The organism is Chitinimonas viridis (assembly GCF_030409555.1).
Taxonomy (GTDB): domain Bacteria; phylum Pseudomonadota; class Gammaproteobacteria; order Burkholderiales; family Chitinimonadaceae; genus Chitinimonas; species Chitinimonas viridis.
This window is the reverse complement of sequence record NZ_JAUFPU010000004.1, coordinates 462,977-477,929: the sequence shown is the minus strand read 5'-3', so window position 1 is coordinate 477,929 and position 14,953 is coordinate 462,977. Positions and strand designations below refer to the sequence as shown.

At 61.2% G+C, this 14,953-nt stretch carries 9 protein-coding genes; 3 read left to right on the top strand and 6 right to left on the bottom strand.

Annotated features, from left to right (window positions below):
• Position 1 precedes the first annotated feature (1 nt).
• Both QWZ03_RS06355 and QWZ03_RS06350 read left to right on the top strand, forming a co-directional pair.
• Complete coding sequence (locus tag QWZ03_RS06355) at positions 2 to 6,547, top strand: two-partner secretion domain-containing protein (RefSeq protein ID WP_290331946.1); 6,546 nt, start codon at positions 2 to 4, stop codon at positions 6,545 to 6,547.
• Positions 6,548 to 6,551: 4 nt separating this feature from the next.
• Complete coding sequence (locus QWZ03_RS06350; RefSeq protein ID WP_290331945.1) at positions 6,552 to 7,277, top strand: FecR family protein; 726 nt, start codon at positions 6,552 to 6,554, stop codon at positions 7,275 to 7,277.
• A 486-nt stretch (positions 7,278 to 7,763) separates the two neighbouring features.
• Here the strand turns inward: QWZ03_RS06350 and QWZ03_RS06345 are convergent, their stop codons facing one another.
• On the bottom strand, positions 7,764 to 8,528 hold the full coding sequence (locus QWZ03_RS06345) for a class II glutamine amidotransferase (protein ID WP_290331944.1): 765 nt from the start codon (positions 8,526 to 8,528) through the stop codon (positions 7,764 to 7,766).
• 116 nt (positions 8,529 to 8,644) lie between these two features.
• Here QWZ03_RS06345 and fliD point away from each other — a divergent pair, with 116 nt between their 5' ends.
• The gene (gene fliD / locus QWZ03_RS06340; protein ID WP_290331943.1) at positions 8,645 to 10,045 is read left to right on the top strand and encodes a flagellar filament capping protein FliD; all 1,401 of its coding nucleotides are present in this window, start codon (positions 8,645 to 8,647) and stop codon (positions 10,043 to 10,045) included.
• Between the two features lie 94 nt (positions 10,046 to 10,139).
• Here the strand turns inward: fliD and QWZ03_RS06335 are convergent, their stop codons facing one another.
• The 5 genes from QWZ03_RS06335 to QWZ03_RS06315 all read right to left on the bottom strand — a co-directional run bounded on the left by QWZ03_RS06335 (position 10,140) and on the right by QWZ03_RS06315 (position 14,946).
• On the bottom strand, positions 10,140 to 12,137 hold the full coding sequence (locus QWZ03_RS06335) for an acetyl/propionyl/methylcrotonyl-CoA carboxylase subunit alpha (RefSeq protein ID WP_290331942.1): 1,998 nt from the start codon (positions 12,135 to 12,137) through the stop codon (positions 10,140 to 10,142).
• Positions 12,138 to 12,218: 81 nt separating this feature from the next.
• The gene (locus QWZ03_RS06330; RefSeq protein WP_290331941.1) at positions 12,219 to 13,007 is read right to left on the bottom strand and encodes an enoyl-CoA hydratase/isomerase family protein; all 789 of its coding nucleotides are present in this window, start codon (positions 13,005 to 13,007) and stop codon (positions 12,219 to 12,221) included.
• Positions 13,008 to 13,018: 11 nt separating this feature from the next.
• Positions 13,019 to 13,492, bottom strand: coding sequence for a YaiI/YqxD family protein (locus QWZ03_RS06325; RefSeq protein WP_308447523.1), 474 nt, complete (start codon positions 13,490 to 13,492; stop codon positions 13,019 to 13,021).
• Positions 13,489 to 14,250 carry a TylF/MycF/NovP-related O-methyltransferase gene (locus QWZ03_RS06320; protein WP_290331940.1) on the bottom strand — a complete coding sequence of 254 codons (762 nt, stop codon included), beginning with the start codon at positions 14,248 to 14,250 and terminating at the stop codon, positions 13,489 to 13,491. The genes QWZ03_RS06325 and QWZ03_RS06320 overlap by 4 nt, the downstream gene beginning before the upstream one ends.
• Positions 14,251 to 14,307: 57 nt before the next feature.
• Positions 14,308 to 14,946 (bottom strand): matrixin family metalloprotease, encoded by a 639-nt coding sequence (locus QWZ03_RS06315; protein ID WP_290331939.1) that lies wholly within the window; start codon positions 14,944 to 14,946, stop codon positions 14,308 to 14,310.
• Positions 14,947 to 14,953: the final 7 nt, after the last annotated feature.

Here is a 14,953-nt window from a genome sequence, read left to right as displayed (position 1 = left end):
CATGAGTATCTCGCAGCAGCCCGGTTTTGCCATGAAATCCCTGTTTGTTGCCACGCTGGCCTGCTATGCGCCGCTGGTCGCTGCCAACCCTACCGGTGGTACGGTGGTGTCCGGTGGTGCCACGTTCAACCAGCAAGGCAACAGCCTGATCGTGACCAATACGCCGGGTACGGTGATCAACTGGCAGTCGTTCTCCATCAATCAGGACGAACTGACCCGCTTCGTGCAGCAGAACGCCAATAGCGCGGTGCTGAACCGGATCACCGGGCAGGATCCTTCGCAGATACTGGGGCAGCTGCAATCGAATGGGCGGGTGTTCCTGATTAACCCGAACGGGATTGTGTTCGGCCAGGGGGCGCAGATTGATACGGCGGGCCTGGTGGCCTCGACGCTCAATATTAGCGACGACGATTTCAGGGCCGGCAAGCTCAAGTTTGAAGGTGCGGCCACAGGCAATATCAGCAATGCCGCCAATATCACCACGCCGTCGGGCGGCTTTGTCTACCTGATTGCACCCAATGTCGAAAACAGCGGTGTCATCGTCTCGCCCAAGGGCGAGATATTGCTTTCGGCTGGCCGCAGTGTGGAGTTGGTCGATGGTGTTGATACCAGCCTGCGCGTGAAGGTGCATGCACCTGCCGGCCAAGTGGTCAATGTGGGGCAACTGATTGCCGAGCAAGGCCGTATAGGCATCTTTGCTGCGGCCATCATGCAGCAGGGCGTGGTCAGCGCCAACCGTGCCGAAGTGGGCGAGGGCGGCAAGATCGTCTTCAAGGCCACCGACGCATTGAACCTGGCTGCCGGTAGCCGCACCGAGGCCAAGGGGGGGCAAGTGCTGGCACAGACCAGTGCGGGCGATACCCTGGTAAGTGGTGTGGTGGATGTCTCCAACACGGCGGGTGTGGGCGGGCAGGCGACCTTGCTGGGCAAGCGCGTGGGCGTGTTCAACGGTGCGACCTTGGTGGCCGATGGGCGTGACGGCGGTGGCCAGATACGTATTGGTGGTGACTTCCAGGGCAAGAACCCCGACGTACAGAATGCGCAGGTTACCGCTATCGCCGAAGGGGCGACGGTGAGTGCCAACGCCACTGGCAATGGCATGGGTGGCCGGCTGATAGTCTGGTCTGACCTGGCGACCCGTGTGCAAGGCAACCTGAGCGCCCGTGGTGGGCAGTTGGGTGGTGACGGTGGCTTTACCGAGATTTCGAGCAAGGGCCACCTCGACCTGCGCTCGGTGGTGGATCTCTCATCGACCCATGGCAAGGTGGGGCAGCTGCTGCTGGATCCAACCGACCTGTGGATAGGCTCCGCACCTGGCGTGTGTCTGCCGACGGTGTGCGTGGATGGTAGCAGCGGCGGTACCTTGCTGGACAACACCTTTAGCTACGCCGAGCACGCCGATCACTCCTATATCTCCGCCTCCCTGATCAATATCCAGGGTGCGTCGGCGATGGTTACACTGCAATCGAACAACAACATCACGGTTGCCGAGGATGTCGAGAGTGATTTCGGCCTGACGCTGCAAGCTAACAACGATATCGAGGTGTTAAGCGGCGTTAGCATACTCAGCGATCTGGGCAGTGTGGTGCTGGATGCCGATCACGATATCTTGGTGGGTTCGGGTGCCACCATCACGACCAACGGTGGCCCGGTAGACCTGATTGCGGGCAACGGAATTTTCCACCTCGGCACCATCAATAGTTCCACCTCGGTACTGTTGCAGGCGACCAATGACATCTCGATTGCTTCGGGCGCTAATATCACTGCCAGCAGCGGCGCGGTAACCCTGATGGGGCGGGATGTGTACCTGGGCTCTGGCGGCTTGGTGGACGCTGTGGGCCTGCTGAAAATTGACGCCAGCCGTCATATCACTCTGGATGGCTCGCTTGATAGCGATAGCACGGTAGAACTCAAGTCACTGAATGGCACGGCCAGCATGACCGGTACGGCGACCGTAATGGCGCCGACCGTGAATCTGCATGTGGGTACGGGAGGATTCAATTCCGGCGCCAACACGCGGGTGGATACCGATGCCCTTTTCATTATTGCTGCCAAGGGCAATGTCACCATAGGCGGCCTGGATGGCAAGACCACCCAGACCGAGATCAATGCTGCCCACGATGGTAGCTATAACGGCCTGACCCTCGATGTTACCGAGACTGCCGGTATCAATCAGGGTTTAAAGGTGGGTAGTGTCGGCATAGGCTGGGCGGGGGGCACGGTCAAGCTCAACTCCAAGTTCGGCGACATTACGCAGGTGGCTGGCTCGCATGTCAAAGCCAAGCACCTGATCGTGACCTCGGAGAATGCCTCGGGGACAGGCAATATCCTGCTCAATGGCAGTGGCTCGGTCAACGAGATTGCCGAGTTGAGCGCGGCGGTTTGCCAAGGCAGCTGCAGTGGCGCCAGTTCGTTGAATGTAAACAACAATACTGCGATGGCGCTGACCAACTTCGGCGCCAATGCCGTTACCGGCCCCAACAACATCACTATTAAGAGCGTAGGCCCGCTGACAGTCAATGGTGTAGTGAATGGGGGCGGGTTTGTCGATCTGGTTAGTGATGGCAAGCTGACAGTTAACAGCAACGTCACTGCGGCCAGTGGCTTGAGCCTGGATGGTGGCGGCGGCATCGACATTAATGCCTTGGTAGCAGGCACCACGAGCGTGAACCTGAAGTCCGGCAACGCGGCAGTGCAGGCTGGCGCCTCGGGCATGGTGTCCGCCAGCAACCTCTATCTGCAAAGCATGGGTGGTACGGGAGCAGTGGGCTCCAAGAGCGCCCCGCTGAAGCTGACCAGCGGCGGTGGCATGTCGGTTTATATCGGCTCGGGATCGGACACCATCAGTACCATAGCCTTGGATATGCAAGGCTCCGGCAACCTGAGCCTGTTCGCAGGTGGCGAAACCTCGTCCTTCAATATCGGCAACCTGTTTGTTTCGGCACTGAACAACATCAACGCCAGTGCCGGCATCACTGGGAATGAGCTTGCTCTCAAGTCCAGCGGCGGTAGTGTGTCGCTGAGCAACTACAGTTACAACCTGAGCGGGTTGACGCTGGAAGCGGGGTCTGCTGGCTCGGTTGCCTTTAATGGCTCGTCGGTGTTTGTCAATAATCTGAACGTCAAGGCCGGCACCTTCAATATGAGCTCGGCGCCGGCACTGAGCATAGGCAGTGCCACCGTGGCGGCGGACAATATCGTCTTTGGCGGCCAGTCGCTGGGTACATCGGCCTCGCCACTGTCGTCGTTGACGCTGTCGCCCTTCCAGCCCACTGGCGATCTCACCCTCAGCACTGGCCTGGCAGCCAGTCTGTTTACCAACAACCTGCTGCTGACCGGTAATAACGTCAATCTGCCGACAGGTATCTCCCTGTCAGGCCGCCTGGGTACGGATATAACAGGTAGCTTCAACGCAGGTGCGATGGTCAGCGCCAATGTGGTCGACATCAAGGCGGGCGCCGGTGTGAGCCTCAATGGCCTTACGGCCACCGATATCATTGTGAACAGTGGTGGCGGCATTACCGGCCTGTCTGCCATAACCGGCGGTCTGATCTCCCTGACATCGGCCAGCAGCCTGGGGTCGTCCAGTGCACCCTTGGGTATTACAGCCAACAATCTGACCTTGGTGACCACCGGTGCGGGTGCCGGTATCTATGCGGCCTCCAATGCGGGCCAGGCAACCCTGAATGCGGCTGGCGATATCGTCTACAACGCGCAAGGGCCGGCCTCGCTAAGCGCAACCAGCTCGGGTGGCGGCATCAATATCACCGGTGCGGGCGACTTGTCCTTCAGCAGCCTGACCGGCACCGGAGACGTGCTGGTCAACAGCGCAGGCGCCCTGAACCTGGCCAGTGCCAGCGGTGGCAGCATTACGCTGATGGCGGCAGGCAGCATAGGCGCTGACGGCGGGCCTGTCAGGGTGAATGCCAGCAGCCTGCTGAAGGCCACCACCACGGGTAGCGGCTCGGGCATCTACATTGCCGAGGCCGATGGCGTAGATTCGGCCGTACTGACCACCAACAATGGCGATATCAGCTTCACCAGCGGGGGGGCGGCCAGTGTGACAGCATCGACCGGCGGTGCCGGCCGTAATGTGTCGCTGACAACCACCAGCGGCAACCTGACAGTAGCGGGCCTCAGCGATGTGGCCAACAAGCTGACGCTGGCATCGGCGGGTAGCCTGATCACCAGTTCAGGTGTCAATCTGTCTGCGGCGGATTTGAGCCTGAAATCGGTAGACAGCTTCAACTTGGGCGGCAACCTGACTGCCAATACGGCGCTCTCGCTCGATAGCGGTGGCGTGATCACGACCGCGGCGGGCGCCACCATTTCGGCCCCGACACTGACCTTGCGCGCCGTAGGCGGCATAGGCACCGAAGGCGGCAGTGCCAACGTCAACACCAGCAACCTGCTGGCCTCTACCAGCGGTAGTGGCGCCGGTATCTATATCAATAGCGTGGGTACTTCGCCGCTGAATGCGGCGGTGAATGCCGGTTCGGGCAATGTGCGCCTGAGCGTGGCCGGTGATATGACCGGCAGCTTGGCGGGCAGCGATGTGCATGTCCAATCGGCGGGTTCGATAGGCAATGCCGGGCAGCGCCTGCAACTGGCATCCAACAACCTGACCCTGCTCAGTGGCGGCAGCATCTTTGCCAATGAAGCAGATGGCACCACGGCACAACTGACCACCACCAATGGCGATATCGATTTTGCCAGTGGCGGTGCTAGTACCGTTGGCGCGACGGTGGGGGGCAGCAATCGCAGCCTGTCGCTGGCCACGGCCAGCGGCGACCTCACTGTCAGCGCCCTGAGCGGTTCGCTGGCCAAGCTCTCGCTGGCCAGTGGCGGCAACCTGAACACGCCGGCTGGCGTGAGCCTGGAGGCGGCGGAACTGGCGCTCAAGTCGGCCAGCAGTTTCAATCTGGGTGGCAATCTGAGTTCCAGCGGCGCATTGACACTGGACAGCGGCGGCAGCATTACCACCGCCAGCGGCGTCAGCATCACTGCGCCGACGCTGACGTTGATCGCAGCTACTGGCATAGGTAGTTCGGGTGCCGCAGCCTCGGTCAATACCAGTAACCTCACGGCCAAGTCTGGTAGTGGCGGCGTCTTCATCAATAGTCTGGGCAGTTTGGCGAGTGCGAATCTGGGCAGCAGTAGCGGCGCTATCCAGCTCAAGACCGCTGATGCAACCGGATTGCTGGCCTCGATCGACGCGGGCTCCGGTTCGGTACTACTGAACCTGGCTGGCGGCTTGAGTGGCGAAGTCAAAGGCGGCGATATCGAGCTGTCAGTGGCATCCGGCGGAGTGGGAACCAGCGCGGAGGCGCTGCGGGTGGCAGCCAACAACCTGAAGGTAACCAGTGCTGGCGGCGTATTCATCAACGAGAAAGACGCCCTGAATGCCGTGGTGACGACCACCGATGGCGCCATCGAACTGACGGCGGGCGGCAACCTGACGGCAGCAGGCACAGCGGGTGGAGGCAAGGGCATCAAGCTGGCCAGCCTGGGCGTGATAGACCTGGCGGGGCTGTTGACCAGCGGCGACCTGACTGCCACGGCATCGGGCAATATCGTGGGGTCGGGCAGCGGCAACAGCGTCAGCGCCCGCCTTGCCAGTTTCTCGGCGGGTGGCATGATAGGGCCGCTTAAAACCAGCCTGCAGGTGCTGCAAGCCAAGGCTGGCAGCTCCATCGATGTACTGAATGCAACTGCGCTGGAAGTGCAGAGCGCTACCGCAGGTTCGGGCAGCGTGCGTATCGAATCGAACGGCGGCCTGACAACCACCGGTCCGGTCGTGGCCGGTACCTCGGTGGATCTGATTACCCATAGCCCACTCACCATTGGTGCTGGTGGCGTGTCGGCCGGTTCGGGAATTACCCTCAAATCGGGCTCCGGTACGGGCAACGATGACATCACCATCAACGGCATCCTGCAGAGCACCACGGGCGGTTGCCTGGTGGATGCCGGTGGCAGCGTGGCCCAGAACGCCAATATCGTACTGGGCGGCAACGGGGCAGTGACGGTGAATTCCCAGACCGGCAATGTGCTGATGGCAGCAGGCACCACCACCTCCACCAACGGCGGCAGCATAGGGTACACGGCACAAGGCAATATCGCGCTGAGCCTGCTGGATGCCGGCCCGACCGGTGCGGTGGCAGTGAATGCGACGACTGGCGCAGTCAGCTCGGTCACGCCAGGCCGTATCAATGTGCGTGGTGGTCAGCTGACAGTCAACGCGGGTGGGCGTATCGATATGGGTGTGGATGTGCCTGCCGATCAGCTGAAGTTCAACAGCGGCGTAGGCTATGCCGTGGTACGCGATGCATCGGGTGGCCTGGTGCCGGGCAGTTCGGCACCAACAACGGATGACAGCGCCCAGAATGACACGGTCAATGCCATCAATTCGGTCAATACCACGGTGAACAATGCGGGCGACGTCAAGGACGATGCCCAGAAGAAGATAGACGAGCAGCAGAGCGGTGACCAGACGCAAACTGATGAGGAACAAGGCGATGACAAGAACAAGAAAACCAAGAAGTGCTAGCCCCATGTTGAAGCTGGCGACGCTTCTGGTCTCGTTCACCCTCGCCGTGCCTGCTTACGCAGCCCAGGCGGGTACCGTAACGCAGCTGGCCGGTGTGCTGAGTGCACGCAAGGCGGATGGTATCGTCAAGATACTGGGCTTGCAGTCCAGCGTGGACAAGGGTGACCTGCTCTCCACCGGGGCCAATACCTATGCCAGGCTGAAGTTCAGCGATGGCGGGGAGTTGACCCTGCGGCCCAATACCCAGCTCAAGATCGATGACTACAAGTTCGATCAGGCCAAGCCGCAGGAAGACAACGCCTTCTTCCGGCTGGTCAAAGGGGGCTTGCGAGCGGTGACTGGGTTGGTAGGCAAGCGTAATGGTCTGGAGAACTACCGCATGGCAACGCCGACAGCGACCATAGGCATACGCGGCACCAACTATGGCGTGCTGTTCTGCCGTAAGGAGGAAAGCCAGTGCGACGAGTATCGCAGCAACGAAGGGCAGATCCCGTTGGATGGCCTGTATGTTGACGTGGCAGATGGCCGCATCGTGGTGCAGAACCAGGGGGGATCACAGGAGTTCGGCACCGGCGAGTTCGGTTATGTGGGAACCTTAACCACGCCACCGATCACCGTGCCGCCGCGCAGTGGCGTGCCCATCGCCACCGACAAGGGCACCAACAAGCCGCCTGAGGCCGTGTTGGAGAAGCAGGCTGATCAAAAGGACTTCGAGTGCACCATAGACTGAGTCTGGTAGGGTGCCAGTGAGGAACTGGCGAGCGGTATCGTTTGGATAAGTGAGATGCTGGCACCCGGTAAAACCGGGTGCTTGCCATTTTGGCTATGCCAAATAACATGGCGCGGAACGTGTTGTTTCAAGCTCTTGAAGGCTAAGAACCATCTAAACATGAAGCTCTGTCCTTATTGTCTGCAAGATGCCATTTGGTGGGTTCGACTCAAAGCTAAGCCAGAGCTTCGTTTTTCGCTGTGTTTCGAATGTGATTCAGTATGGCTCTTGGATCAACCCAATTCTGATCAGGTGGTAACCACATTTGATAAGTACATGCACGCGCTTGGCCGTGCGGCGGATTGGAAGGATATTGAGAAGCTAGAGGTGATGGCGTAAGGGTTCAACGCAGCCTCATCTGCATATCTGCTCCAGAATGTGTGGCCGGATGATTGGAGAGGTCGTAAAGCGCCATTCGGCCCGGCTTATGAAGCAGCGTGAAGCATCCTAGCGGGTGGGTTGGCCGTCCACAAAGACGACCAGTTCACCCGTCTGCATTTTTGTCCATGCCTCGTTGTCGGTCAGCGGCTGGGTGGCGATCAGGGCGACGCGGTCGTTGGGGGTGGTCAGGGCATCGAAATCGACGCTGATGTCCTGGTCTATCAGGTGGGCCTGGCCGAATGGCGCCTTGCGGACGATGTAGTGCAGATTGGTGGCGCAGTGGGCAGCCAGCCATTCGCCATTCGATAGCAGGAAATTGAGCGTGCCGTGGCGGGATAGCTCGGCGGCCAGCTGGCTCAGGGCGGCCTGCAAGGTGGCTGCGTCTGGTTTGGCCGGGAATCGGGCAGACAGCTGCTCGAGCAGCCAGCAGAAGGCATGTTCGCTATCGGTGTCGCCCACCGGCTGAAAGCGCTCGGCGCTGAGCGCGGGCAAGGTCTTGAGGTCGCCGTTGTGGGCGAATAGCCAGTATTGCCCCCACAATTCACGCAGGAAGGGATGGGTATTGGCCAGCGATACCTTGCCCACGGTGGCCTTGCGGATATGCGATATCACGTTGGTGGACTTGATGGGGTAGCTGCGCACCAGCTCGGCAATGGGCGAGGTGGTGGAGGCCTGCCAGTCTATGAACAGGCGGCAGCCACGACCCTCGAAGAAGCCTATGCCCCAGCCGTCGGCATGGTGGTCGGTTTCACCGCCACGGCGGCGGAAACCCTCAAATGAAAAGCAGATATCAGTAGGCACATTGCAGTTCATGCCCATCAGCTGGCACATCAGAGACTCCTTGGGTAATACCGCACCGCTTGGCAGAACGGTGCCTAAGACTAGTAAAATCAAGCGTATAGTAAGAGGGCAGGTGCTGCTTCCATAGCGCCTGCGTGGAGGTTATCGTGAATCTCACCAACATCGCCAGCAACCTGAGCCGGGCTTACGGCCTAGTATCCAACGATCCACTGCGTCTGCAAAGCCTTGGGCGAGCAACGGGGTTGAACGCGGCTGCAGGCAATGGGGCTGGCAGCAGCGTGGGTGGCTTGCGCCTGCCCGGTTCCACCCAGGTCAAACTGTCGGACTATGGCCGCCTGCAATCGGCACTGACCAACCTCAAGACTGCCGTAGGCGGGCTGGATAGCGATGATGAAGTCGCTGGTGTAAGCCTGCGCTCCGACAACAGGCAGATCAGCGCCAATGTGGATAAGAAAGCGGGCCCTTTGCGTGCCGCGACCGTGGAGGTGACACAGGCCGCTGAATCGCAGCGCCTGCAAAGCCAGGCGTTTGATCCTTCCACCCTGGTGGGCACGGGTACGCTCAATATTGACTTTGGCCGCTTCAACAGCAGCACCAATACCTTTACCCAAGGCGACCAGGCCACGGCGCAGGTCTCCATAGGCGTGCTCGACAGTTCGCTCAATGGTATAGCCAATGCCATCAATCGCGCCGGTGTGGGCATCAGCGCCAGGGTGGTGCAGGAAGACAGTAGCGCCAGGCTGGAGCTGACCGGCCAGAATACGGGTACGGACCAGGCTTTCCGTATCCGGGTACGCGACAATGATGCGAATGGCACGGATAGCACCCAAGGGCTGTCGCGGCTGGCGTTTGATCCGGTCGAGCAGGCAGGGGCGGGGCGCAATCTCACCCAGCTTCGCGCGGCGCAGGATGCGGAACTGAAGGTGGATGGACGGGCTATCAGCAGTCCCAGCAACCAGGTTAGCCGGGCGCTGAGTGGGGCGACCTTGAATATAGAGGGCACGGGAACGGCGCGCATAAGCTTGAGCCGTGATGCCAGCGAAGCCAGCCGTAGTGCCGGCAAGCTGGTGGCCGCACTGAATGGCTTTTATAGCCAGGCGGGCAATCTGCAGGCAGATGGTTTGACCCGCCGCATCGCTGACGACTTGGATACGGCGCTGGGGAGCGCTGAATCCGGTAGCGGTCTGAAGCGGCTGAATCTGTCGCAGCTAGGGGTTGAACGTACGGGTGAAGGGCGATTCAAGCTGGACGAGGAGAAGTTCAACCGCGCCTTTGAAGCCAACGCCGATGGTGTGACCAGCCTGCTGTCGCAAGTGGCCAGCGAGGTGAAGGGGGTGACCGAGAACAGCACGGTGACCAGCCAGTTGCGCCGCAGCACAGAAGGGCTACGCGCAGCGAATACGACAGATAGCAATCCTTTCGTCGCGCGAGCACGCCAGACCCAGCTGCAGAACCTGCTGGGCAATCAGGCGACCTTGCTCAACTATTCGCCGACGACCCGTAATCTATATGGCTTGGCGCAGTATCTGTCTGTCGCCAGCTTCTGATGCAAGCCGCCTGACATAGGGTGCCCATAAAGCCCTGCTCTGATGCACCCAGAGCAGGGCTTTCGTCATAAGGGCCACCCAGCCCGACAGGAGCCTAGTCGCTGGTAATTTCCAGCAATGCGGCGCCTTCCTTGACCTGCTCGCCTTTCTGGAAGAACACCTCGGCCACTCTGCCGGCCTGGGGGGCCAGTATGGTGTGCTCCATCTTCATGGCTTCCAGTATGACCAAGGGCGTGCCTTTCTCCACCTGATCGCCAGCCTTGACGTGAACGGCCACCACCGTACCGGGCATGGGGGCGGTCAGGCCACCGCCGGCTTCGACGGCTTCCAGCCCAGCCAGCAGGGGGTTGAACGGGGTCAGGGCGATGTTGTGGCCATTGCGTACCAGGGTCAGCGTGTTGCCATCGCGTACCACGCTGGCACTCAGGCGATAGCCATCCAGTGTGGCGTGGAGCTGGCCCTCGGTCAGCGTACCGTGTGCAGCAATCTGTGCCTCGCCAATCTCCAGCAGATAGCCGGTATCGCGGTAGTGCGCCATCACCGCATGTTCTGTTTCGCCGTGACGGAAATGCAGGGCGTGGCGGTTGTCCTGGTTCAGGCGCCAGCCGTCTACCTGCCACCAGGGTGAGTCGGCATCCTTGACACGCTGGCGGGCAGCCTCGCTCTTGCCTTCCAGCAGGGCAAGCTCTGCCAGGGCGGCCAGGGCCAGGGTCTCGTTGCTGACGGCGGCAGGTGGCGGGATCAGGGTGTCGCGGTAGCGGACAATAAAGCCGGTATCGAGTTCGGCGGCGCGGAAGGCGGGGTGGCTGGCCAATTGGCCCAGGAAGTCGAGGTTAGTATCCAGCCCGACGACTTCATACTCGGCCAAGGCGCTGGACAGGCGATCCAGTGCGCGGTCGCGGTTCTCATCCCAGACAATCAGCTTGGCAATCATGGGGTCGTACCAGGGCGAAATTTCATCGCCGCTGGTGACGCCGGTATCGACCCGTACATGGGCCGATTCCTGTGGCTGGCGCATATGGGCCAGGCGGCCTATCTGCGGCAGGAAGTCCCGTGCAGGGTCCTCGGCATAGACGCGAGCCTCGAAGGCGTGGCCCTCTATGCGTAGTTCATCCTGCCGGCGCGGCAGCGGCTCACCGCTGGCCACGCGCAATTGCCACTCCACCAGATCGAGACCGGTGATCATCTCGGTCACCGGATGTTCGACCTGCAGCCGGGTGTTCATCTCCATGAAGTAGAAGGCATCGGAAAGCGTATCGAAGATGAATTCGACCGTGCCGGCGCCGACATAGCCCACCGCCTTGGCCGCCCGTACGGCCGCCTCGCCGATCTGTGCCCGCAAGGCGGGGCTGAGGCCGGGTGCCGGCGCCTCTTCCAGTACCTTCTGGTGACGACGCTGTACCGAGCAGTCACGCTCGAAGAGGTAGACAGCCTCGCCATGGGTGTCGCCAAACACCTGTATCTCGATATGGCGCGGTTTGGTCAGGTACTTCTCCACCAGCACCATGTCATCGCCAAAACTGGCGGCGGCTTCGCGTTTGGCCGAGGCGAGCTGGCCGGCGAAATCCTCGCTCTTCTCGACGATCTTCATGCCCTTGCCGCCCCCACCGGCCGAGGCCTTGATCAGTACTGGGTAGCCCATGCGATCCGCTTCGGCCTGCAGGAAGGCGGCGTCCTGATTGTCACCGTGGTAGCCGGGCACCAGGGGTACGTCGGCCTTCTCCATCAGCGTCTTGGCGGCAGACTTGGAGCCCATGGCGGCGATGGCGCTGGCGGGTGGGCCGATAAAGACTACGCCGGCGGCAGCACAGGCCTCGGCAAACGTCTCGTTCTCGCTGAGGAAGCCATAACCGGGGTGGACGGCCTCGGCCCCGGTGCGCTGGGCGATTTCCAGGATCAGGTCAGCCTTGAGATAGGACTCGCGTGGTGCCGGCGGGCCCAGGCGGAATGCTTCATCGGCCAGCTTCACATGGCGGGCATCGGCGTCGGCATCGGAATAGACCGCGACAGTTTTGATACCCATCTGGCGGGCTGTCTTGATGACTCGGCAGGCAATTTCGCCCCGGTTGGCGATCAGGATTTTCTTGAACATCGGTTTGGCTCGTTGTGAAGCACAGTGCTGCAAGGGAGGGAGGCGGTACCGGCGCCAGGCGCCGGTACGCCAGTCATGTCGTTATTGGGTGACCCAGTTGGGTGGGCGCTTTTCCAGGAAGGCGGTGAGCCCCTCCTGGCCTTCCGGGCTGACCCGCTGCCGGGCGATGCGCTGAGCACAATGCTCGTTCAGCTCGCTGCAGACAGGGCGGCCAGCCACTTCGGCTACCAGTTGCTTGGCGGCCTGCATGGAGGCCGGGCCGTTGTTGAGCAACTGCGCCGCCCAGCTGTGTGCCAGTGGGCCGACTTCGTCCTGCGGGGCGATTTCATGTACCAGGCCAATGCGCAAGGCGGTGTCAGGCGTGAAACGCTCGGCCGACAGGAAGTAGCGCCTTGCATGGCTGCTGCCTATCTTGCGTACCACATAGGGGGAGATGACGGCTGGGATCAGGCCGAGTTTGACCTCGGTCAGGGCCAGCATGGCCTCGGGTGCGGCAAACACCATGTCGCAGCAGGCAATCAGACCTACGCCACCGCCATAGGCAGGGCCTTGTACGGCGGCCACGGTCGGTTTGGGTAGTGTGTCCAGCACATGCATCAGTTGGGCCAGTTTGCGGGCATCGGCCAGGTTCTCGGCTTCACCGTAGCTGGCCATGCGCTTCATCCAGCCCAGATCGGCACCCGCCGAGAAACTCTTGCCGGTGGCGGTCAAGACCACGACACGTGCAGCCGGATTGTCCGCTAGCGCCTGCAGTGCCTCGGTCAGCTCCACAATCAGAACGTCGTCGAAGGCATTGTGGCGCTCGGGCCGGTTGAGGGTCAGGGTAGCCACACCATTGCTGGCAATGTGCTTGGTCAGGGATGTGCTCATGATCTTGTCTCCTAGGCTTGATGTTTCTGCAAGAACCGGTCCAACTGATTGGCAAAAGCCTGCCGGTCCGATTGGCTGAAGGCGGCTGGTCCGCCAGTCTCTACGCCGCTATTGCGCAGCGCCTCCATGAAGTCCCGCATCCGCAGTCTTTCGGCCATGTTCTCGGGCGTGTAGATCTCGCCGCGCGGGTTGATGGCATGGCCGCCTTTTTCTATGACGGCCGCCGCCAGCGGAATATCCGCGGTGATGACCAAGTCACCGGTTTGGACCTGCAAAACGATCTCTCTATCCGCCACATCAAAGCCGGCGGGCACCTGCACACTGCGTATCCAGGCCGAGGGCGGTATGCGTATCAACTGGTTGGCCACCAGCGTGGTGGGCACCTGCCAGCGCTCGGCGGCGCGGAACAGGATTTCCTTGATGACACTGGGGCAGGCATCGGCATCGACCCATATCCGAATGGTTTGTGGTGCCGCTGTACTCATGGCTTGATGACCAGACCCTGGCCGGTGGGCAACTCCAGTATCGGTACCTGGCACTGGCCGAAGAAGGCCCGTTCTGCCTCCATCTGGTGTCTGCTACTTAGCCAACCATAGTCGTCCAGCAGGATGACGCCACGAGGGCTGATACGCTCGTACAACTGCTCCAGTACAGCGATCTCGGCCGGTGCCGAGTTGAGATCCAGGTGCAGGAAGGCGATCCGTTCGGGGCTGGCCTGCTGCAGTTGATCGGGCAATATCCCAGGCTCGATCCGCACATTGGGATAGCTGGCGAAGCGCTGCCTGACCTGCTGCAACAGACCGGCGTACTGTGGATCCTGATACATGCCGTTCCAGAGCTGGCGTTCCTCTGCAGTCGAATACTGCTCGGGCAGGCCGGCAAAGGTGTCGTACAGCCAGAACTGCCTAGGCTGTTGCTGGAACTGCAGGAAATGGCAGATACAGGCCGAGGTGAATCCCTCGAACACCCCGCATTCCACGAAATCGCCCTGCACATGCAGTGCCTGGCTGGCCGCCCAGGTGGCGGTATGAATGCGCCAGGCCAGGGATTGGTCACGGTCGTTGTTGGCGGATTCCCGCTCGAAGGCCGATTTGAAGGTAGGGTCTTCAAGGAAGGCGAGATTGCGGTCAAAGGTGATCAGCATGTCGGCCGCGTAGGTCCGGGCAAAGCCCTGGGCGACGAAATTCATCGCCGCTTGCAACTGAGCCGTGTCTATCTTGCTGCCGGGGCTAAGGTAAAACATGCACTCTCCCTGAGACGGCAACGGTACGCTGCCTGGTTGGGTATACCGTATCCATGTTCAATTTGACGCGGCCGCCACGGTGATGCCCTTGAGCCGTAGCCAGACGCGGCTGGTGCTGCAGAAAGCCAGCGGTGCGGCGTCCAGCTTGCTCATGCTGCCTTCCATGTCGGTCAATACGCACAAGGCACTGCTGCAATGCGGCAGGCCCAGGTTATGGGCAATCTCGTGCACTGCTACCTTGCTCAGCCGCAGTTGCTGCTGCGCCGCACTGGCGCCCCGCCTGAGCCGGTAGGTTGAGGCGACCGCCACCTTGCGGTCCAGCGAGCCCAGGCCAAACACCCCCCAATCTGGTTTGCCATGCAGGGTGGTGGAAATATCGGCATCGGTCAGCGCCAGTATGATGGGGCCATCTCCCGCCCGTTGCTGTGCCAGATGGTCGAGCAGCCGATCTGCCCGGTAGCGCTGGCGTGCCGGGTAGTAGGCTGCATGGGGCAGGCCCTGTGTTGTACCGACGGCCACCTCAAAACCATACACCTGGCTGATGGCCTGGCGCACGGATTCCACCTGCTGCGGTGCAATGCGGCCCATGGGCTGCAATAGGACAGCCGGGCCGGATTCGGCCCAGGCCGCCACCGTGCAGGCCAGCCACAGCAGCGGCTGCAGCAGGCGGGCGGCAGGTGTAGGGGGGCGGGACATGGGCGGT

What these genes read in the sequence shown, in the direction of transcription:
- QWZ03_RS06355 (WP_290331946.1), top strand. Translation starts at nt 2, where the DNA reads ATGAGTATCTCGCAGCAGCCCGGTTTTGCCATGAAATCCCTGTTTGTT.
- QWZ03_RS06350 (WP_290331945.1), top strand. Translation starts at nt 6,552, where the DNA reads ATGTTGAAGCTGGCGACGCTTCTGGTCTCGTTCACCCTCGCCGTGCCT.
- QWZ03_RS06345 (WP_290331944.1), bottom strand. Translation starts at nt 8,528, where the DNA reads ATGTGCCAGCTGATGGGCATGAACTGCAATGTGCCTACTGATATCTGC.
- QWZ03_RS06335 (WP_290331942.1), bottom strand. Translation starts at nt 12,137, where the DNA reads ATGTTCAAGAAAATCCTGATCGCCAACCGGGGCGAAATTGCCTGCCGA.
- QWZ03_RS06330 (WP_290331941.1), bottom strand. Translation starts at nt 13,007, where the DNA reads ATGAGCACATCCCTGACCAAGCACATTGCCAGCAATGGTGTGGCTACC.
- QWZ03_RS06325 (WP_308447523.1), bottom strand. Translation starts at nt 13,492, where the DNA reads ATGAGTACAGCGGCACCACAAACCATTCGGATATGGGTCGATGCCGAT.
- QWZ03_RS06320 (WP_290331940.1), bottom strand. Translation starts at nt 14,250, where the DNA reads ATGTTTTACCTTAGCCCCGGCAGCAAGATAGACACGGCTCAGTTGCAA.
- QWZ03_RS06315 (WP_290331939.1), bottom strand. Translation starts at nt 14,946, where the DNA reads ATGTCCCGCCCCCCTACACCTGCCGCCCGCCTGCTGCAGCCGCTGCTG.